The sequence below is a fragment of the Kordiimonas laminariae genome (assembly GCF_023008165.1).
Classification (GTDB): domain Bacteria; phylum Pseudomonadota; class Alphaproteobacteria; order Sphingomonadales; family Kordiimonadaceae; genus Kordiimonas; species Kordiimonas laminariae.
This window is the reverse complement of the sequence record NZ_JAKQZA010000001.1, coordinates 248,942-266,458: the sequence shown is the minus strand read 5'-3', so window position 1 is coordinate 266,458 and position 17,517 is coordinate 248,942. Positions and strand designations below refer to the sequence as shown.

At 46.1% G+C, this 17,517-nt stretch carries 21 protein-coding genes; 17 read left to right on the top strand and 4 right to left on the bottom strand.

The annotated features are described in order from the left end of the window. Positions 1 to 679: 679 nt before the first annotated feature. The 3 genes from MF542_RS01230 to MF542_RS01220 all read left to right on the top strand — a co-directional run bounded on the left by MF542_RS01230 (position 680) and on the right by MF542_RS01220 (position 2,813). Complete coding sequence (locus tag MF542_RS01230; protein WP_247015106.1) at positions 680 to 1,219, top strand: PAS domain-containing protein; 540 nt, start codon at positions 680 to 682, stop codon at positions 1,217 to 1,219. A 133-nt stretch (positions 1,220 to 1,352) separates the two neighbouring features. Continuing rightward, complete coding sequence (locus MF542_RS01225) at positions 1,353 to 1,904, top strand: hypothetical protein (protein ID WP_247015104.1); 552 nt, start codon at positions 1,353 to 1,355, stop codon at positions 1,902 to 1,904. A gap of 177 nt (positions 1,905 to 2,081) precedes the next feature. Continuing rightward, positions 2,082 to 2,813: a hypothetical protein gene (locus MF542_RS01220; RefSeq protein WP_247015102.1), complete on the top strand. Its 732-nt coding sequence runs from the start codon at positions 2,082 to 2,084 to the stop codon at positions 2,811 to 2,813. Positions 2,814 to 2,815: 2 nt separating this feature from the next. Here the strand turns inward: MF542_RS01220 and MF542_RS01215 are convergent, their stop codons facing one another. After that, complete coding sequence (locus MF542_RS01215) at positions 2,816 to 3,184, bottom strand: VOC family protein (RefSeq protein WP_247015100.1); 369 nt, start codon at positions 3,182 to 3,184, stop codon at positions 2,816 to 2,818. 321 nt (positions 3,185 to 3,505) lie between these two features. Here MF542_RS01215 and MF542_RS01210 point away from each other — a divergent pair, with 321 nt between their 5' ends. The 5 genes from MF542_RS01210 to MF542_RS01190 all read left to right on the top strand — a co-directional run bounded on the left by MF542_RS01210 (position 3,506) and on the right by MF542_RS01190 (position 8,044). Continuing rightward, positions 3,506 to 3,952 carry a helix-turn-helix domain-containing protein gene (locus MF542_RS01210; RefSeq protein WP_247015098.1) on the top strand — a complete coding sequence of 149 codons (447 nt, stop codon included), beginning with the start codon at positions 3,506 to 3,508 and terminating at the stop codon, positions 3,950 to 3,952. Continuing rightward, on the top strand, positions 3,900 to 5,204 hold the full coding sequence (locus MF542_RS01205) for a DNA-packaging protein (RefSeq protein WP_247015096.1): 1,305 nt from the start codon (positions 3,900 to 3,902) through the stop codon (positions 5,202 to 5,204). Before MF542_RS01210 ends, MF542_RS01205 begins: the two co-directional genes overlap by 53 nt. Then, positions 5,204 to 6,373, top strand: a complete 1,170-nt coding sequence (locus MF542_RS01200; RefSeq protein ID WP_247015094.1) for a phage portal protein — start codon at positions 5,204 to 5,206, stop codon at positions 6,371 to 6,373. Before MF542_RS01205 ends, MF542_RS01200 begins: the two co-directional genes overlap by 1 nt. A gap of 75 nt (positions 6,374 to 6,448) precedes the next feature. After that, positions 6,449 to 6,958 (top strand): hypothetical protein, encoded by a 510-nt coding sequence (locus MF542_RS01195; RefSeq protein WP_247015092.1) that lies wholly within the window; start codon positions 6,449 to 6,451, stop codon positions 6,956 to 6,958. 141 nt (positions 6,959 to 7,099) lie between these two features. Continuing rightward, positions 7,100 to 8,044 (top strand): HK97 family phage prohead protease, encoded by a 945-nt coding sequence (locus MF542_RS01190; RefSeq protein ID WP_247015091.1) that lies wholly within the window; start codon positions 7,100 to 7,102, stop codon positions 8,042 to 8,044. Between the two features lie 16 nt (positions 8,045 to 8,060). On the opposite strand, the gene MF542_RS01185 is transcribed toward MF542_RS01190, so the two are convergent. Further along, positions 8,061 to 8,735 carry a hypothetical protein gene (locus MF542_RS01185; protein WP_247015089.1) on the bottom strand — a complete coding sequence of 225 codons (675 nt, stop codon included), beginning with the start codon at positions 8,733 to 8,735 and terminating at the stop codon, positions 8,061 to 8,063. 331 nt (positions 8,736 to 9,066) lie between these two features. On the opposite strand from MF542_RS01185, the gene MF542_RS01180 reads away from it, so the two are divergent. The 9 genes from MF542_RS01180 to MF542_RS01140 all read left to right on the top strand — a co-directional run bounded on the left by MF542_RS01180 (position 9,067) and on the right by MF542_RS01140 (position 16,579). Further along, on the top strand, positions 9,067 to 10,158 hold the full coding sequence (locus MF542_RS01180; protein ID WP_247015087.1) for a phage major capsid protein: 1,092 nt from the start codon (positions 9,067 to 9,069) through the stop codon (positions 10,156 to 10,158). Continuing rightward, positions 10,121 to 13,933: a hypothetical protein gene (locus MF542_RS01175; RefSeq protein ID WP_247015085.1), complete on the top strand. Its 3,813-nt coding sequence runs from the start codon at positions 10,121 to 10,123 to the stop codon at positions 13,931 to 13,933. The genes MF542_RS01180 and MF542_RS01175 overlap by 38 nt, the downstream gene beginning before the upstream one ends. Positions 13,934 to 14,049: 116 nt before the next feature. Continuing rightward, entirely contained in the window at positions 14,050 to 14,244 is a 195-nt protein-coding gene (locus tag MF542_RS01170) for a hypothetical protein (protein WP_247015083.1), read from the top strand. A gap of 3 nt (positions 14,245 to 14,247) precedes the next feature. Next, positions 14,248 to 14,475, top strand: coding sequence for a hypothetical protein (locus MF542_RS01165; protein WP_247015081.1), 228 nt, complete (start codon positions 14,248 to 14,250; stop codon positions 14,473 to 14,475). Continuing rightward, positions 14,472 to 14,909 (top strand): hypothetical protein, encoded by a 438-nt coding sequence (locus MF542_RS01160; RefSeq protein WP_247015079.1) that lies wholly within the window; start codon positions 14,472 to 14,474, stop codon positions 14,907 to 14,909. The genes MF542_RS01165 and MF542_RS01160 overlap by 4 nt, the downstream gene beginning before the upstream one ends. Before the next feature lie 12 nt (positions 14,910 to 14,921). Further along, entirely contained in the window at positions 14,922 to 15,203 is a 282-nt protein-coding gene (locus MF542_RS01155) for a phage fiber-tail adaptor protein (RefSeq protein WP_247015077.1), read from the top strand. Position 15,204: 1 nt separating this feature from the next. Then, a complete protein-coding gene (locus MF542_RS01150) occupies positions 15,205 to 15,843 on the top strand; it encodes a head-tail connector protein (RefSeq protein WP_247015075.1) in 639 nt (212 codons plus the stop codon). Further along, a complete protein-coding gene (locus tag MF542_RS01145) occupies positions 15,840 to 16,172 on the top strand; it encodes a phage head closure protein (protein ID WP_247015073.1) in 333 nt (110 codons plus the stop codon). The genes MF542_RS01150 and MF542_RS01145 overlap by 4 nt, the downstream gene beginning before the upstream one ends. Further along, positions 16,169 to 16,579 (top strand): DUF3168 domain-containing protein, encoded by a 411-nt coding sequence (locus MF542_RS01140; protein ID WP_247015071.1) that lies wholly within the window; start codon positions 16,169 to 16,171, stop codon positions 16,577 to 16,579. Before MF542_RS01145 ends, MF542_RS01140 begins: the two co-directional genes overlap by 4 nt. On the opposite strand, the gene MF542_RS01135 is transcribed toward MF542_RS01140, so the two are convergent. Both MF542_RS01135 and MF542_RS01130 read right to left on the bottom strand, forming a co-directional pair. Beyond that, positions 16,567 to 16,911: a hypothetical protein gene (locus tag MF542_RS01135; protein WP_247015069.1), complete on the bottom strand. Its 345-nt coding sequence runs from the start codon at positions 16,909 to 16,911 to the stop codon at positions 16,567 to 16,569. The genes MF542_RS01140 and MF542_RS01135 overlap by 13 nt on opposite strands. 123 nt (positions 16,912 to 17,034) lie before the next feature. After that, positions 17,035 to 17,502 carry a hypothetical protein gene (locus tag MF542_RS01130; protein WP_247015067.1) on the bottom strand — a complete coding sequence of 156 codons (468 nt, stop codon included), beginning with the start codon at positions 17,500 to 17,502 and terminating at the stop codon, positions 17,035 to 17,037. Positions 17,503 to 17,517 lie beyond the last annotated feature (15 nt).

Sequence of the window (17,517 nt, the reverse complement as noted above, 5' to 3'; positions counted from 1 at the left end):
GGAAAGATTTTTCGATCTTCCGCTGCGGTTACAGTTTTAATGATAAAACAAGAGCTTAAAACAATTTTAAGAAAAGACTTGAAGTTCATAAAATTTTCAGGATAAAATGGCCGCAGCCATAGTGACTATAGATGCGCCCGTTCCCGAGACCTGAAACTTGGGGCGGGCATTTCTGTTTCTGGGGATTGTTACTGTTTTTCTTCTGGCGTTGTTTCTTAACTATTTTATTCCTACCTATAAAAATCAAAAGTACCGTAGCGGCAGATAGCTAAACTCGTTTGAAATGCTGCATATTTTCTTCTGCCGTAGTGAATATAGCGATATTTGCTGAGATATGTTGGTGATGCCTATCCCATCTGGTGGAATATACAGCATTTTAGTGATCTTTTATCTGCGCCGTCTGTATTGATTTTCTGCAAGAGAAGGTAACGGGTTGAATAGTATTATTTGGGTCTGTGCTCGTAAATGTTTAAAGCCATATCCTTGCGCTCGCGTAAAATTTACAACAGCTTCATCGCGGATTGATTGCATTCTTTGCAAGGGTACATAGAATTGAATTCTACACGTTCTATGAAGGTTTTAACTCTTTGTTTAGGTATTGGCTCTTAGGTGGGTGATGGGGTCGAATTATAGTATTGTGTAATTTACAGCTTTAGGCTGTATCAATGAGGGTAATGTAGTGCTCTTAGATCAAATGCCAATGGCGGGCCTCTCCGAAGCTACCAGAAAGTTGGTAACTTATTGGCAAAGCTTACCTCAAACCGGTGAATTCAGGGTGCCTGAACGCCGTGTTTTCCAAAGCGGGCCTGTGGTTGCTCCCTATTTGTCAGAACTATTTATCATTGAATGGAAATCCGTCGATGAAATTTTCATTCGGCTTTCCGGTACTAAGCTTGATCGTATTCTTGGCCGTGAAGTAACAGGCGAAAACCTGTTCGATTTATTGCCTCCGGAATTATGTGAAGAAGAAAAAAGCTATTACCAGCACATGAAAGATAGTGGGTGCGCGGGTATGCTTACTCGAGCAGCACAAAATCTAAATAATTTTCCGATTGTCTATAGAACAGTACATCTTCCGCTTGCGGATAAAGAAGGTAACCTCAAATACTGGATTGGCACAGGCAGTATGCTCTCGGAAGAACAGGTGCGTTCAGAATATGCAGGCATTGATTTCACGACTGTTTTTGAATTAGGTCGTGAATTTTTTCAGTGTCACTAAGTCTAAACCAAGTCTTTCAAATAAATCTGCAAATAAATAACTACTGACCTTTTCTTTTTTCAGGAAAAGAATACACTTATCCACTAATGAAGCCATGTTTATTGCAAAAAATTGATGGATAGTGGGGTTTCGAATGTATTCGAGAAACAGCCCAACTTATGAGGCTGCTGCAAAAATTGCATCATATGGCACTCTTCTTTTAGGGGAAGATGTGCTTTCCCTGTCTCCTGCAGCCAGAAAGCTTTATGAGCTTTATCAGTCTGCTGCAGTAGACGGCCTTGCTGACCGCAAGAAAATTAGCCTGCCAACCCTCGGCCGTATGGCTGCCCAGGTTACTATTTTTGAACCTGTTCCTCTTAATCCTGATGATCTGGAAAATGAAGCGGAAGATGATGCCCGTATCAGGCTTCTCGGTTCTGCAACTGCGCAGTTTTATGGGGAAATCACTGGCACACTGATATCCGAATATAAAAATGCCACGATTGCGGGGCGTATTTTAAAGGCTATCCGGCTTTGCCAGATGGAACGTAACATTCTGGCAGCAGCCACCAAAATTGATGGGGCTGAAACTCCACTTGAACTGCGGGCGATATATTTCCCTATGACAACAGACGGCAAAAACGCCAACCAGATTTTCTGTCATCTCGCTATCAGTGAAATGGTAGAAGATAGCATTCAGCTTTAATTTACGAAAAACGTAAAAAAATAACTTGCACCTTCATGCATAATATTGCACCATAGGGATAGTTAAGATCTGCAAATATGTGTGACGTCGGCGATTAAATTCGTGTGATAGCGTTCACAAATATTTCTCTTCATGGTAGCAGCTATATTGTTTTATATATTATTGCGTGTGGGGGCTATGAATACTCTTTCAATTTTGCTTATGGCTACGTCAGGTTTCTTGAATTCTGAAACAGCGGAGCCAATCGAAAACGCACCTTTTGTTTTTTACTTGTCTGAAAAGAATTTAAGCGCAGTCACAAAATCTAAACTTGGCGTACATGGTGCGCCCTCTGTTTATTTGGATAAAGATACTGAGTTTTCTGTTTGTTCGGTGTCGTCTGGTACAGATATTATACCTTTGGAACGATTTCTTGAATTTTCTTATGAAAGTAAAAAACAAGTACCAGTAGCGGGTGTTTGCCAACAGTTTATGCCCGGACGCCGGATGTTGAGTTTATCACCCTCAAGTGAGTTTAATGCTCGTAAAGCAGCAGGGGTTAAGCTCTCTTTTACGCCAAAGAACTATGAGATAAACATTTTACATCTCTCTGTCTTTAGTAAGGACAAAGAACCTATCCGTTTTGAGGTGAAAGATAACGTTTCTGTTTCGGTTGGGGAAGCAGGGCACACAATTGAGTATGTAGGCCCCAAACCACGTTGGAAGCCAGATGTCGGTTGCAGAGTGGTGGTAAAGCATGAACCGGGTAGGCCTTCTAAGTCGGTGTCATGTTCAAATTTAAGGCCTGGGCATTATGAGCTTTACTATAATGGCCCAAGAGAAAACGTGATTGCCGAAGTGAATGTGATGGTTTCCTTCGAGAAATTTGATCCTAATTTACAGACACGTCCTGAGAGTGAACTGGATTAAGCTTAACGGTGCTGGTCAATCAGTACAGGGTATCCGTCAGGATCAATCACCATAAAGCTGCCGGGGCCACTATCGCCGCCGCCTTCGTTTTGAATGTCTAGGCCAGCTGCTTTCAGTTTGGCTTTAATATCTCGAACATCTTCAAAGGATGGCAGTTCGCCCGCTGATTGGTCCCAGCCAGGGTTGAAGGTAAGCATGGGGCCTTCGAACATGCCTTCAAACAGGCCAACGAGCGTTTCACCATTTTTCATGATCAGATATTTATGGTCTTCGTTTCCGGCGAACTGGCTGAAGCCAAGGGCTTCATAAAAGGTCTTTGATTTTGCCAGGTCTTTCACGCCGAGACTGATAGAGAAAGCACCAAGTTCCATGGGTATTGCTCCTGCGAGTATGAATGCGAACTCTGAAACTACCATATACACTGTTTGGGCTTTTGAGCTGGATGTCAATCGCAGAACGATAGGCATATCTGGTATTTAGAAATTAATTTACGAAAAACGTAAAAAAATAACTTGCACCCTAATGCATAATATTGCACCATAGGGATAGTTAAGTTCTGCAGTTGTGTGCGTCTGGGTGGGCAGCCCGGTTTCACGCTTACTATAGAAGATCATATAAAGATTATTATCAAAGCACGCGGTATTTGCTCGCGTGCTTTTCTCGTTTTTACCTTTGTATATAGGAAGGGCTTCATGAAACTGGGATGCGAAAAGCTGGAACAGCAAAAAGCTATCAAAGCCAAGTTTCTGGATTTTCTTTCTGAAGGCTATTCTGTGGTGAAAGCGGCTGAAGCCGCAGGTGTTTCGGGGCGCACTGTTTATAAATGGCGACGAGTGGATATCGCCTTCGCTGTTGAATGGGAGCAGGCGCTCGATATCGCCACTGACCTTATTGAGGAAGAAGCAATGCGCCGCGCCGTGAAAGGGGTTGCAAAACCCGTTTACCGTGGCGGTGAAGTGGTTGGCCACGTGCAGGATTATTCCGATAGCATGCTTATGTTCCTTCTCAAGGCGCGCAGGCCTGAAAAATATAATGATAAAGCAGGGAAAGCTGAACAGCAGACCTTTGACACAGTTGGGGTGAAAGATGCGCTTCTCCGCAAGTTCCGTGCGGTCGCTCAGCCGCCCAAAAAGAGCTGAGTTCCTTGAAAACTTAACCGACGAAGAAGCAGCGCTCCTTTTTTATGATTGGTCCTTCTGGGCAAGGCGTAGCCAATTGCCGCCAAAAGGCGCTTGGGTGCACTGGCTTGTACTCGCGGGGCGCGGCTTCGGGAAAACACGCGCAGGTGCCGAATGGGTTAGGGGGCTGGTGGAAATAGCGGAAGCGGAAAAAGATCCGGTCCGTATAGCACTGGTCGCCCCCACACTCCATGATGGTCGCGCGGTGATGATTGAGGGCGATAGCGGCCTTATGCGGGTTTGCCCGCCTTGGGCAATGCCGAAGTTTGAAAGCAGTAAACGTACACTTACGTGGCCCGGTGGCTCGGTTGCTACCCTGTTTAGTGCTGAAGAGCCTGAACGCCTTCGCGGTCCGCAGCATCATGCCGCCTGGTGTGATGAGCTGTGCGCGTGGCGGCATCAGGAAAGCATGTGGGATAACTTGCTGTTTGGGCTTCGGCTTGGCAGTAACCCGCGCTCCATGATTACGACAACACCAAAGCCAACGGCGCTTTTGAAAGCACTTCTTAAAGCTGATGATGTTGCTGTCACACGGGGCAGTACATTTGATAATATGGATAATCTGGCCCGCAGTTTTAAAAGCCAGATTTTAAAAAAATACGAAGGCACGCGTCTGGGGCGTCAGGAACTGATGGCAGAGGTGCTGGAGGATGTGGCTGGCGCTTTGTGGCAACGGGCGCATCTTGATACGCTCAGGGTGCATAAAGCCCCTGAGATGGACCGCCTTGTGGTGGCCATTGACCCACCGGCCACAGCCGGAGAAAACGCCGATGAATGCGGTATTGTTGCGGCTGGTACTGCTGGCGAGCAAGCCTATGTGCTGGCGGATAGCAGTGTTCAGGGCTTGTCTCCAAATGGCTGGGCGCGGCGGGCAGTGGCGCTTTATCATACATTGAAGGCAGACCGTATCGTGATTGAGGTAAATCAGGGTGGTGCGATGGCGGAAAGTGTGATCCGGCAGGTGGATGCCGCAGTACCTATCACCGCGGTGCATGCTACGCGCGGCAAACGTACACGGGCTGAACCTGTTGCCAGTCTTTATGAACTATCCCGAGTGCATCATGTGGGTGCATTCCCGCAGCTCGAAGACCAGATGTGCAGTTTTACCGGTGCGGGATCCGGCAGCAGTCCAGACAGGCTGGATGCTCTTGTTTATGCCATCTCTGATTTAATGCTCGGGCACAGTGCCTCACCGCAAATAAGGAAACTTTGATGTCAGTATTCGACATGCTTTTTAAACGAAAACAGGCCCCAAAGGGTACGGCAAAAGGTGGTGAAGCATATACAGCCAAACGCCCAATTTACAGCCGTGTTGGCCCAGGCCAGGCAATTGCAACCCCGCGCCGATACGATAAGCTGGCGAGGGAAGGTTACCAGCAGAATGTGATTGCATACCGGGCGATTAATCTGGTGGCGAAAGCGGTGGCCAGTATTCCGTTTGTGGTGGAAGAGGACGGTAAGCGCATGAGCGAACATCCGCTTGCCAAGCTGATTATGCGGCCGAACCCAAAACTGCGCGGTGAAAACTTTCTCTATAACCTTGTGGGCTATTATATGATTGCGGGCAACGCTTATGCGTTTGCCGCTGGCCCAAAGGAAGGCGCGCCAAAAGAATTATGGCTCCTGCGGCCAGATACCATGAGTGTAGTTGAAGGTACAGACGGTCTGCCAGCTGGCTATGAACAGCAAGTGATGGGCAAAAAACAACGTTTTGAGGTGCCCAGTGTGTTACACTGGAAAACATTTAATCCGCTTTCTGATTGGTACGGTATGGCACCCTTAGAGGCTGCCGCAACATCTGTGGATGCCCATAATGACGGTAGCCGCTGGAACCTGGCGCTTATCCAGAATGGCGGCACACCTTCAGGTGTTCTCTATCAGGAAGATGTCGATCACCCGCTTACGGAAGCGCAGTTTGATGCCCTGAAAACGCAGGTGGAAACCCAGTATACAGGTGCTTTAAACGCAGGCCGTCCGCTACTCCTTGAAGGGGGGCTTAAGTGGCAGGATATGGGCATGAGCCCGAAGGATATGGATTGGTCCTCTTCAAAGAATATGAGCGCACGCGAGATTGCGCTGGCATTTGGTGTGCCGCCACAAATGGTGGGCGTGCCGGATAGCATGACATATTCAAACTATAGAGAAGCGCGGCAGAGCCTGTGGGAGGACACAATCATCCCGCTGGCAAGCGATATCGCCGCCGAGCTGACAGCATGGCTCGCCCCCAAGTTTGGTGGTGCAGAGACAAAGCTGGTGCTTGAGCTGGATGATATCCCCGCGCTCGCCGATAAACGCGCGCGCCGGTTCGACCGTATCGCGAATGCAAGCTTCCTGAAGGATGAAGAAAAGCGGGAAATGCTGGGGTTTAGTACCAAAAACTAGCAATCTTGACGTGTTCTGGAAAATTTAACCTTTTTGCGCTATACTCTTTCTACAGATACAGAAAGGGCGTTCTCAGTGAAACACGTTGTGTGCCCTTGTTGTAATAAGGGCGTTCAAAATCGACATCTCTATATGGCGCATCTGCCCGCCACCGTTGTGTGCACGGGCTGCGGAACCTGGCTTACCATCGATGTAAAATCAACTGGCAGTATGCCTGCACTTGTGGTTTTCCTCGGAGTAGTGGTTGCCAGCCTGTTCTGGTTGCCGATCCTAGTGCTTGCACCGCTTACACTGGTGCTTACCTTAAGAGACAGGCAGCGTTTCACCGTGGAAACAGCTAAGCGCTGTAAGCCCAAATTATGGACGGTTACCGAAGAAAATGGTGAATTGTGCCAGAAAGATATGCCTGTGAAGATGGAAAAGATCAGGGCAGGGCGCGAAAATCTGAGACGCCAGCTTTCCCAATCTCATAAAATGGTACATCTCTCAAGCTTCAGGGATGTACCGCCGCATATTAAATCAAAACAGGAAAAAAAATACGGAACGCCGAGTGATGAAGATAAACCACCAGGCTTGCCGCATTAGCCTGATTTAAAAGTTTCCTCCCAGATGAGTGTGAGGCATAGCCTTATTGCTCAGCTCATTAACCCGCATACATCCCCAATGTATGCGGGTTCTTTTTATCTGAATACGGCTGCAAAGCCCAAACGAACCAAGAGAATTTGCATGACACCACAAACAACTATCTTCCCGCTCGAACTGAAGCAGGAAAGCGAAGACGGCACTTTTGAAGGTTACGGCGCTATCTTTGGTAATGTGGACCGTGATGGTGATATTGTTGAACGTGGGGCGTTTGATGCAAGCTTGAAGAAACGCACGCCCGCACTTCTGTGGCAACATGATCAAAAACAACCGATCGGTCGGTTTGAAATAATCCGTGAAGATGAAAAAGGCCTGTATGTGAAGGCTCGCATCGCGGTGAAGGGCGACGGTGAACGTGTTCATGAGCTTTTAAAAATGGGGGCCCTTAACGGGCTTTCCATTGGCTTTGTTGCCAAACGCGCGAGCCGAAGCGCCACAACAGGTGTTCGTACTATTCACGAGGCAGATTTGATGGAGGTATCCTTGGTTACCTTCCCTGCCAATGAAATGGCCCGTGTTGAAAACGTTAAATCCCGCCAACAGGATATGAATATGCCCCATACACCTCGTTCTTTTGAAACGCTCCTCAGAGATAACGGTTTCTCCCGCACACAGGCAAAAGCCATTACGGCAAAAGGCTTTAAAGCCATAGATTTGGGCGCTTCGGAGGAAGTAGAAATCGCAGATCTGATCCGCGAAGTGAAAAATCGCACTTTGGTACTTGAGGGAAAGGGAGCAGTCGAGAAGTTTGATTTGTGGGCGGCACCACAGTTTTATGGCGGTTGGCACAGGCTAAGAACTGTAGTTGGGCCAGAAAATGGTGCTTCAACCTTTGAGATGAAATTTGAATCTATTTCCGATGTTCAAGGGCCTTTTGAAATTGAGGTGCGGTACGGGAACTACAAAAAGAAATTGTTGTCGCCTTCGTCAGCGAAATTTCCCATTGAAGCTAATACCTGGCAAGAACCCGAAGTACGGGCGAAAAGCCTGTCTATCACCGGGCAAGTTATTCGCGTCATTAAATCTTAGGCTTACTGAAAAGTATTTAATTCCAAAAACGTTCTTCGAGTTGTTGCCAATAAGGGAAAGATTCATCGCTTTTCAGCGTGTAACACTTTTTTGGTAACGCTTCGGGCGACAGCATTTTTACCAAGCGCATAAAGCTGGCTATGTTTTCAGTGGTGGCGGCGATAGCGAAATCCGGTTGGTCATAGGAAGCTTCATCAAAGTTAAATGTTTTCCCTTGGTTGTTTTTGTAATTCTTCACTGATTGTTCGGTTACCTTAAAATCTTTGATCTGGAAAAAGGCGTAGTTGAACGATAGCGTTTCCCCGGCATTGTTGGATAAGAGTTTGGTAAAACTTTTTTGTGCTTCAGAAGTGAGATAGATGCTGAGTGACATATTGGTAATAATGTCTTCTTCAGTGAAAGCGCTTTGAAAACATGTGCGCTCCACATTTTCGCTGGTGAGTTTAAATACTGGTTCTTTGCGAGCGATTTCTATTGGACTGTCAAACGAATATTGACGGCCGCCATCACCTATAAAATCACCATTGATTTGCATGTGGAAATCAATTTTCTGCCAGTCATTTTTTGCTGACTTAGCCATTTGTTGTTCAGCTTTACCGTTGGTGTAAGTGAAGGTGAAAGCTCCAGCTGCGCCCGTTAGACAGATAATTGGTAAAAGGCAAAAACTACAAAACTTTGTAAATGAGCGCATGATCCCCTCCGTTCGCTAATAAGCTTGTTTTACATCTATAAGCATAAAAATGCACTTAAGGCAATGTTCATCATTTGTTCATGATGGTGTTGAGGTGGAAAAAGTGGTGTTGGTGTATGCAGTTCTTGTACAGATTGAGTGAACCGATAAGACGTAAGCTGTATCAATAAGGAGCTGTCAGCGAGAGGCTGGCGGCTGTTCTATTAGCTGATATCAGTGACATTTGGCCCCCATTCTGTGTGATGCAGGCTGGATATCGCGGCCTTTTAAACCGCTCATTACCTAGTATGGGGATGGGCTTTTTTTATACCTGAAATTAAGGAGTGATGTCATGGATATGACAGACCTGAAGTCCGCGATTGATGATCATATGGATGCGGCAGAAAACAGTATTATGGGCCTGAAAGGCCGGCTTGATAACCTTGAAACAGAGCTTGCACGCCCTGGTTCAAATGGCGCATTCGGTTTTGCCGCTGATGATGCAGAGCATAAAACTGCTTTTCTCGGTGGCTTTATCCAGAAAGGCGATGATACGGCGCTGAAAGCATTTGAAGCCAAAGCTCTTTCAACGGGCACTGGTGGTGATGGTGGTTTTGCTGTGCCAACAGTGATTGATGAAGAAATTGAAAAGCAGCTTGTTGACCTTTCTCCTCTGCGCAAGATCGTGAAGGTGAAAACAATTGAAACAAGCGATTATAAGCGCCTTGTGAACACTGGTGGTACTGGCTCTGGCTGGGTTGGTGAAACTGGTGGCCGTACTGAAACGGATACACCTTCTTTGAAGGAAGTGTCGATTGTGCCAGGTGAGGTTTATGCAAATGCTGCGGCAACCCAGCGCGCTCTGGATGATATGCAGTTTGATGCGGAAGCATGGCTGCAAGAAGAAGTGGCAGAAGAATTTGCTGTGAAAGAAGCGGCTGCAATTGTGAATGGTTCAGGCACTGATCAACCAAAAGGTTTTCTGCATGCTGATTACACGGCAACAATCGGCAAAGTGAAAACCGGTGCTGCTGGTGCGCTGCAAGATGCAGATGTACTGATTGATGCCATTCATGCGCTTAAATCCCGCTACCGCCAGGGGGCATATTTTGTGATGAACAGTGCAACCCTCGCTGCAGTTCGCAAACTTAAGGATGCTGACGGCAATTTCATTTGGCGTGCGGGCTTGATTGAAGGCCAGCCAGATATGCTGCTGGGTTATCCGGTTACCGAAGTTGAGGACATGCCTGATATGGCTGATGGTGCTTTCGCGATTGCATTTGGTAATTTTGAGCGTGCCTACACGCTTGTAGAACGGGCAGGTGTGCGTGTGCTGCGCGATCCATATTCTAACAAGCCGTATGTGAATTTTTATGCCACCAAACGTGTGGGCGGCGCGCTTGTGAATGAAGATGCCATTAAACTGGTGGAATTCTCAGCGTAAAGCCACGCTTTTAATACTCTGCCATTTTGCCGTTTGTGTTCGCATCACTATTGGCGAATGGCTTTTTCGGGCAGTGCTTCTGGCGCTGCCCTTTTTCTTTTCAGCCATACAAAAATCAGGAATTATTATCATGCTGGCGAACCGGGTGCGCGAACATTCTACAACAACAGGTATAGGTGATATCACTCTTTCTGGTGCAATGGCAGGCCATGTGCGTTTTGTCGATGGTTTCAGTGTTGGTGACAGTGTGATTTATGTGCTCGAGGATGGTGCTAATTACGAAATTGGTACGGGTACATTAACAACAGTGGACACGCTTGAACGTACCGAAATACAGGAAAGCTTGACTGATGGTGAGCTGAAGAAAGGTGTTGAAGCAGAGCCGATTCCTCTTTCAGGGCAAGCTAGAGTTTATTGTGCAGCGACAACGGAGTTTCTTACAAAACGACCAGAGATTACGACAGATGTCATTCGTGAGGTAACGCCAGATGCGGGTGTGACAATTGATGGTGTATCGGTGCAGGATGGAAATCTAAAGACGCCCGGGGAGGTTAATGTTGGTGGCAGAACCACGTTTGGTAATCGTTTCCAAAACGGTGAATATGCGCTGACTTTACTTCCTGATACTCAAGGGAAAAGTATCTTTCATGTGAAGAATGATGAAAACGCTATTCGTTGGGGACATGGCGGTGATGCATATAGTGGATTTCAAGAACTAGCAACCCTTTCAAATCAAGGAACTTTTGTAGCTCAAAGGCTCGCTCACCCTACGATGGCTCTTGGAATGGCTTCAGGTGAAAGAAGTTGGTTTGCACCTATTTTAAGCGGTGTTACAGATTTTGGAAAAGAGTTTGGCTATAGCCCGGCTTTACAAAATGGTGCTGGTGCCTGGTATTTTGAGCATGATTTGCAGACAGCTAGTATTTTTGCTAACGGCGATGGTCATGTTTTTAGTCGGCATGGCAGGCATGTTTCCTCGCCTAACCAATTCGATGGTACAGTTTTACGGCTCGAGCAATCCGATCCTTCATACGGAACAAACCTGGAACTTGTCTCCACACCAGGTCAGCAAGCAAGTATTGTGTTGGGGGACGTGAACAATCTGGATGGTTTTATTATACAGTATGGTGCAAGTGACAGCATTTTTATGATGCGCCACCAGAACGATCCTGTTCTTTCTTATAGCTCTAATAGTTGGGATATTCGCCAAAAAGGTATAGCCAATCTCCGTTCTCTTGTTGCAAATGTGGGTGAAGGCGGAGCTCAGATACGCTGGACACGAAGTAGTAACGACAGAAACCTTACTCAAGCATTTGTACCAGCGGGAGATGTATCAGCGACTAATGTTCAGTATAATTTCGGCATTGGCGCAAATGCGCACTCCATGAAGCTTAGCAAATATGATGGCGAACAAACCGTTTCCTTACAAACATGGAATACAGATGGCTCTGTTTCTCTTTATCATAAAGGTGTTGAGGCGCTAAAAACCACTTTTGACGGTGTGATTATACGTGATCCGGATACACCGGATGGTGTGAACACTAAAGCGCCGGTACTCAGGTTTGAAAATCAAAATGGAACGGGTACGGCTGGATTTATTCAGTCATACCATTCAGGTCCTTTTGTTTTAAGAAACCAGAATTTGGGCGCCTCTATGCTTTTTCAGGGCATCGATACAGAAGGAACAGTTCGGACTTTACTACAAGCTGATCCCGAGGATGGCATTGCCTTAAACTATAAAGATGAAACAAAGTTAGTTACTACCAATGCGGGCGTGCGAATTTCTCTTCCCTCAGGGACTATTGCGGGAACAGATATCGGGCAAGCTGGATTATTGATCGGGAATACAGATTTAGGGCTTGGTTTTGATACCAATGAAATCGTGTCTGCCGGGAGTGATTTATATTTAGGTGCGCTAGAAGGTGCTACTCACATCCGTAGTGGAAATGCAGATATCGTGTCTGTAGGCACAGAAGCAATCAGATTCAAACGAAGAATTATTATAGAACATAATGAAATTGCTCGAGGGTCTTTAACTGACCGTTTGGTGCTTTCAGGTAACTCAAGTAGCAATGCTGGAGCATCTATACAGCTTTTTGGTGAAAGTCATACAACGCAAGCAAATGATATCCTTTTTCAAGCTGGAACAAATGTACGTTTGTTGTGGGATGATAGTGCGGGGCATTGGAGTTTCGAGAATACCTGGATCAATGGTGTTGCAGATTTAACGAGAGGTATAGGTGCAGATAATTTATACCTCTCGGGGGGGACTAATACAGGGTTGGGGGCCAATATTATTCTTTATGGTCAAGAGCATCCAACCAATGCGGATGATGTGTTGTTTCGCAGTGGTTCTAACTCTGTCGCACAATATGATGCATCAGCTTCGGCTTGGGATTTCAAGCAAAAACCTTTAAGAGCCGCGGAGTATATAACTAGAGGCGTAAATGATGAAGTTTTTAGTTTAAGTGGGGGGAGCGAAACGGATTTTGGTGCAAATATAAATCTATATGGGCCATCACATACTACCCAAGCAAATGACATAATTTTTAGAACCGGTACGTCTCCTAGATTACATTGGCAAAATGCCTCTGCGGTATGGGATTTTAAAGACACAAGAATCAATAACTTATCTGAGCTAATTTTCTCTACTGGTGTTATCGCGAATAACTCCTCGGATAGTATTTTGATTGTCTCAGGAAGCAACAGTGGTGATACGGGGGCTAATATTGCCTTGTATGGTTCAGAGCACCCTACAAAGGCAAATGATATAGAGTTCCGCCAAGGTACAGCCGTGCGCTTACACTATGATTATAGTCAGGGTGTGTTTGACTTTCGAGGTAATAAAATAAGAAATATGGGCCGAATTGAACGCTCTACAAATACCGATATATTGCAGATATCTGGCGGGACAGATGTATTTAATGGCGCAAATATATTGCTGTATGGCGGAGCGCATAATTCTCAGGCTAACGATTTCAGATTTCGCGCGGGCACGAATGATAAGCTTAGTTATAGTGACGCTGTTGCGACATGGAATTTTCAGGCCAACAGCCTGATTGGAGTAGCTAATCTACGTCTAGATAGTGAAACGAGTAGTATACACTTTTCAGAAATTTCTGCGGGCGACGGTTTTTCTATTGTTCATGATGGAACGGGTTTTGCGGATACTAACTTGCTGGAAATTCGCGGTGGGGCAGGCGCACCGACACTACATAATACTCATATTTCAATTGCGAGAGATAGTGGTTCTACCACATTTAACGGAAGAATATATGCAGAAGGCGGATTAAGATTCCCAAGTTTAGGTGATCTATCTCTTTCCTCATCAGATCATGCCGTCCAGATAGGTGATACATCGTCTTTTAATTTGGCGATGGATGCGAATGAAATCATGGCACGGAATAACGGTGCCAATTCTAAGTTATTGATCCAGAATAATGGAGGCACAACTCAATTTGGTGGCTTAGTTTCCTATGGATCTCCTACCAGATTAACTATTGCCTCAGGGATTGTTACGGTCACTAAATCATTCCACGTAATTGATACGGAAGCAGATAGTGCATCAGATGATTTGGATACCATTCACGGTGGTTCAGACGGTGATATATTGATTCTGCAAATCTCAGAGAACAGCAGAGCAGTTACTGTTAAAGATAATACTGGCAACATTAGGCTCTCCAGTGATTTCACCATGGATGTTACTTCCGACAAACTGGTCCTCATTCATGTTGGCTCTAACTGGCACGAACTGAGCCGCTCCAACAATGCCTGACTAGGTATTTAAAACCGATTTTTCGTACTGGTTGAATGCATTGAAAGCAGGCCAGTTACATAGACGGTTTAACAGTAAAATTTTACCACAACTCACTTTAAATAATGGAGAGACATATGTCTGACCTTGCAGCTACGCATATCCAAAATCCAGAAATTAATCCAAAGCAAGCGGCGGTTATTCTGCAACTTTTGCAGCGAACACAAATGCAAGGTGCCGAAATGCCAGCTTATGTGGATGTTTTCAATACGCTTTCGGCAATTGTTGCAACAGCTCCTCAGGAAATGACTGAAGGTCAAGCGGGAGTATAACTTATGGAAATCGCAGCCTCAGCCCCTGGGGCTGCTCCAATCGGTGCAGGCCCATTCTTTACTGTTTCAACCCATTTCACGGAAGAGGCCCCAAAAATCATTACATATGGCTTTCAGTATTCGGTTGTGGAGTTTTCTGGCAACTCAAGTCGACAGATAAAACAGCTGCGACCACTGCCAAAGCGGTTACTTGCGGTATCTGCTGGCTCACTTCTAGGGGTGGACAAATGACCAATGTTTCCATGAAACTCACTCAAGCCTGCATGAAGGCAATTCTGTCGGGTGATTGTCATCTGCTTGATGACCCCATCACCGCTGTGTTGCTTTCACCAGCCTATAGTTTTGAGAACACTCATCGTCAGTATGTAGACATTAAAGCTTTTTCCCTGAGGTCTAGCGATTATCAGCCAACACAATTGAATGGGAAGCGGGTCTTTGACCCTGCCAGTTTTATCTCAGACCCAATTAATTTCGGCAATCCTGTAACCATAGGGCCTGTTGGTGCAGTCGCGCTTGTAAAGGCTTTTCCAAAAGCCTTGAAGGATACATCTTTATTATTGGCAGTTGGTAATTTCATAAACTCAGGTTCCCCTGTTGAAAGTATCAGGGGGCCTTTCATTCTTACACCATCCCCTTCAGGCTGGTTCACGTTTTCTCAGCCATAAGGCACATCTAACATGACAGTTTATGCAAAAGATCCGTCCTCTGAGGTGGATTACAGCTTTGATTGGGCCAACTGGCTCACGGCTGATGAAACAATTACATCTACAAGCTGGTCTGTTGAACCAATCGCGGCTAGCGCATTGGTGCTGGGGGCAGATATTGCGGCAGGTACTGTGCGCGGGAAATATGTCTCAGCTGGCGAAGTTGGCTGCCGGTACCGGCTTTCATGCCAAATTACAACATCCGCGGGACGTGTTGGCGAACGCAGTGTCATTATTAGAATAGTGGAGCGGTAATATGCGGGTCGTGGATATAGAGAAAACAGATATTCTGCCGGTCCTGCTTGAAGAATTTAAAGATCACCTACGTATTGATGGTGCGGACGAAGATGCAAGCCTCAGTAGTTTTCTTTCTGTTGCAGTACAGCTTGTTGAACAGCGTTATGATATGGCAATTATCGCTCGTTCAGCACATGTATTTCTTGATCGGTGGGATATTCCTGGAAAGGTAAAAGAGCGTTGGTGGCAAGGTGTTGCCGAAGGCTCTGTTGAGAGCTTGTTTTGTGCCGGAAAGTTTGCATTGCTGCCTGTAAAACCGCTTATTTCAATTTCTCAGATTGATACACAGGATGCAACGGGAGATTGGCAACTTTGGCCAGCGGCAAACTATACAGTGGTTCAAGGTCTTGAAGGCGGTGTTAATCGAAAGTCGGGCAACAGTTGGCCCGTGCCAGAGTGCGCGAAAGACGGTATCCGTTTGGCTGTTACATATGGCTTCTCTGATACATGGAATGGTATCCCCGGATCTTTGCAGCAGGCTGTGCTTATGCTTGCGGCTTTCCTCTATACCAATCGTGGTACCAGCCAGACGGGCGATGTCTTTATGGCGTCTGGCGTAAAGCCAATCCTCTCGCCATATGAAAGGAAACGCCTATGAATATGCTTAGTAATATGCGTAGGCGGGTCACACTCCTTTCTGAGGCAACTCATATCGGTGCAGGGGGCAGACAGCAGAAAACGCATCCATTGATCGCTGATGTATGGGCCAAAGTGGAAGAAGATGGCAACCAGTTGGAAACCCGTGCAGATGGTGAAATCTTCCCTGCGAAAGCGAAGTTTACCGTGCGTTACAGTTACCGCTTTGCAAAAGCCAAAGCAATTGAATGGCGGCAGCAACATTACCGAGTGACAGGGATGGTTATCGACCGAAGCTTTGAACCCATGATCAACTTTACAGCGGTCACAAAAATGGGAGAACAGGTATGACGGCAATGGCAAGCCACCGGTTGCAGGAAGCTGTTTTCCACGCACTTAAGCATGATGAAACTGTTAGTGCGCAGATGTGCGGCATTTATGATGAACCACCTACCGGGGCAAGGTTCCCTTATCTCGTGATGGGGGATACTAATATTGCGGTTCAGGATTTAAAAGATCGTGAAGGCGTACAGATCACTTTTGATGTCACCCTATGGTCTGATGAACCGTCACAAATGCAGGTGAAGGAACTTATGGCGCATACGGACGCTGTTCTTCATGAAGCAGATCTGGCGCTCGTTGGGTTTGATCTTGTCTATCTACGTTTAGCAAATGGGGGGGTTATCAGGCAGTGGAATGAACAAGGTAGTTTGTATCGTGGTAGGCTAAGTTACAGCGCGCTTGTTTACGCTTTGTGATTTTCCCAGTAATTTTTAACCTGGGCAAAAACGTTATCTACATAGGATTCTGGTAGTAAATCCAGTATCACAAACTGGGCTAAGCCCATTGCATATTCGCTGTCTTTTTGCTTCAGATAGATACAGTCTTGGCCTGTATGGGGGTGGATATCTTTTTTAACCAGCTCTATGTCGCCCCAGAAAAGATTGATATCAGGCTCTACAAGTGTATTGCCGGAATAACCGAAAATACCTTTGGAGTTCACCTGCCAAACGGGCCACCTTCGTATACGAGTGAGAAACGCATTCAGCGCTCCCGAAAAAGCAAAGAAGATAATGATCCAGTTGGTCATTAACCAAGTGTCTGAATATATTTGATACCCAAGCAGAAATATAATCAGAAGCACTCCTGCTAAAGCTAGCAGTGCTCGAATATTCGAATGCTTTTTGTAGAGATAGAACTCATGCATACAGGATTAGCTGTGCTGGCTAGCTTCATCCCAGCGGTGATGGATCATACATGCAGGGCGGCGACCATCTGCAATCAGTTCATCAATAGCAAGCTTAACGCATTTGCCTTTGCCGTATGTGATCTTAAGGCAGCTTACACCAGTACAATCATCGCTTGGCGCATTGATCATAGAGATATCCGACCAAGGGATTGTTTTTGTGGAAAACAGCTCGTTGATAACTAGAGCATCATCTGTGAGGCGGATATAGGGTGTGCTGGATAGAAGAGCGGCGCTAACACGAATAATACCTAATATGGCTAGGACAAGAACAACACCTGCCATGATTTCGAGCGCCATGAAGGACCCATTAAGAATCTTCTCTGCGCTAAATGCTGCGGCGATAACGAGCCCGGCAAGTGCTAGCTGATAGTGGCGTTTCTTCCTGTGGAAGATAACGATTTCATTTGGCCCAGTCATTGTGTTCGCGTTCATGAACACCCCCTATGT

Coding starts and splice junctions, on each gene's coding strand:
- MF542_RS01225 (WP_247015104.1), top strand. CDS start 1,353: ATGTATTCGAGAAACAGCCCAACTTATGAGGCTGCTGCAAAAATTGCA.
- MF542_RS01220 (WP_247015102.1), top strand. CDS start 2,082: ATGAATACTCTTTCAATTTTGCTTATGGCTACGTCAGGTTTCTTGAAT.
- MF542_RS01215 (WP_247015100.1), bottom strand. CDS start 3,184: ATGGAACTTGGTGCTTTCTCTATCAGTCTCGGCGTGAAAGACCTGGCA.
- MF542_RS01210 (WP_247015098.1), top strand. CDS start 3,506: ATGAAACTGGGATGCGAAAAGCTGGAACAGCAAAAAGCTATCAAAGCC.
- MF542_RS01205 (WP_247015096.1), top strand. CDS start 3,900: ATGCGCTTCTCCGCAAGTTCCGTGCGGTCGCTCAGCCGCCCAAAAAGA.
- MF542_RS01200 (WP_247015094.1), top strand. CDS start 5,204: ATGTCAGTATTCGACATGCTTTTTAAACGAAAACAGGCCCCAAAGGGT.
- MF542_RS01190 (WP_247015091.1), top strand. CDS start 7,100: ATGACACCACAAACAACTATCTTCCCGCTCGAACTGAAGCAGGAAAGC.
- MF542_RS01185 (WP_247015089.1), bottom strand. CDS start 8,735: ATGCGCTCATTTACAAAGTTTTGTAGTTTTTGCCTTTTACCAATTATC.
- MF542_RS01180 (WP_247015087.1), top strand. CDS start 9,067: ATGGATATGACAGACCTGAAGTCCGCGATTGATGATCATATGGATGCG.
- MF542_RS01175 (WP_247015085.1), top strand. CDS start 10,121: ATGAAGATGCCATTAAACTGGTGGAATTCTCAGCGTAAAGCCACGCTT.
- MF542_RS01170 (WP_247015083.1), top strand. CDS start 14,050: ATGTCTGACCTTGCAGCTACGCATATCCAAAATCCAGAAATTAATCCA.
- MF542_RS01165 (WP_247015081.1), top strand. CDS start 14,248: ATGGAAATCGCAGCCTCAGCCCCTGGGGCTGCTCCAATCGGTGCAGGC.
- MF542_RS01160 (WP_247015079.1), top strand. CDS start 14,472: ATGACCAATGTTTCCATGAAACTCACTCAAGCCTGCATGAAGGCAATT.
- MF542_RS01155 (WP_247015077.1), top strand. CDS start 14,922: ATGACAGTTTATGCAAAAGATCCGTCCTCTGAGGTGGATTACAGCTTT.
- MF542_RS01150 (WP_247015075.1), top strand. CDS start 15,205: ATGCGGGTCGTGGATATAGAGAAAACAGATATTCTGCCGGTCCTGCTT.
- MF542_RS01145 (WP_247015073.1), top strand. CDS start 15,840: ATGAATATGCTTAGTAATATGCGTAGGCGGGTCACACTCCTTTCTGAG.
- MF542_RS01140 (WP_247015071.1), top strand. CDS start 16,169: ATGACGGCAATGGCAAGCCACCGGTTGCAGGAAGCTGTTTTCCACGCA.
- MF542_RS01135 (WP_247015069.1), bottom strand. CDS start 16,911: ATGACCAACTGGATCATTATCTTCTTTGCTTTTTCGGGAGCGCTGAAT.
- MF542_RS01130 (WP_247015067.1), bottom strand. CDS start 17,502: ATGAACGCGAACACAATGACTGGGCCAAATGAAATCGTTATCTTCCAC.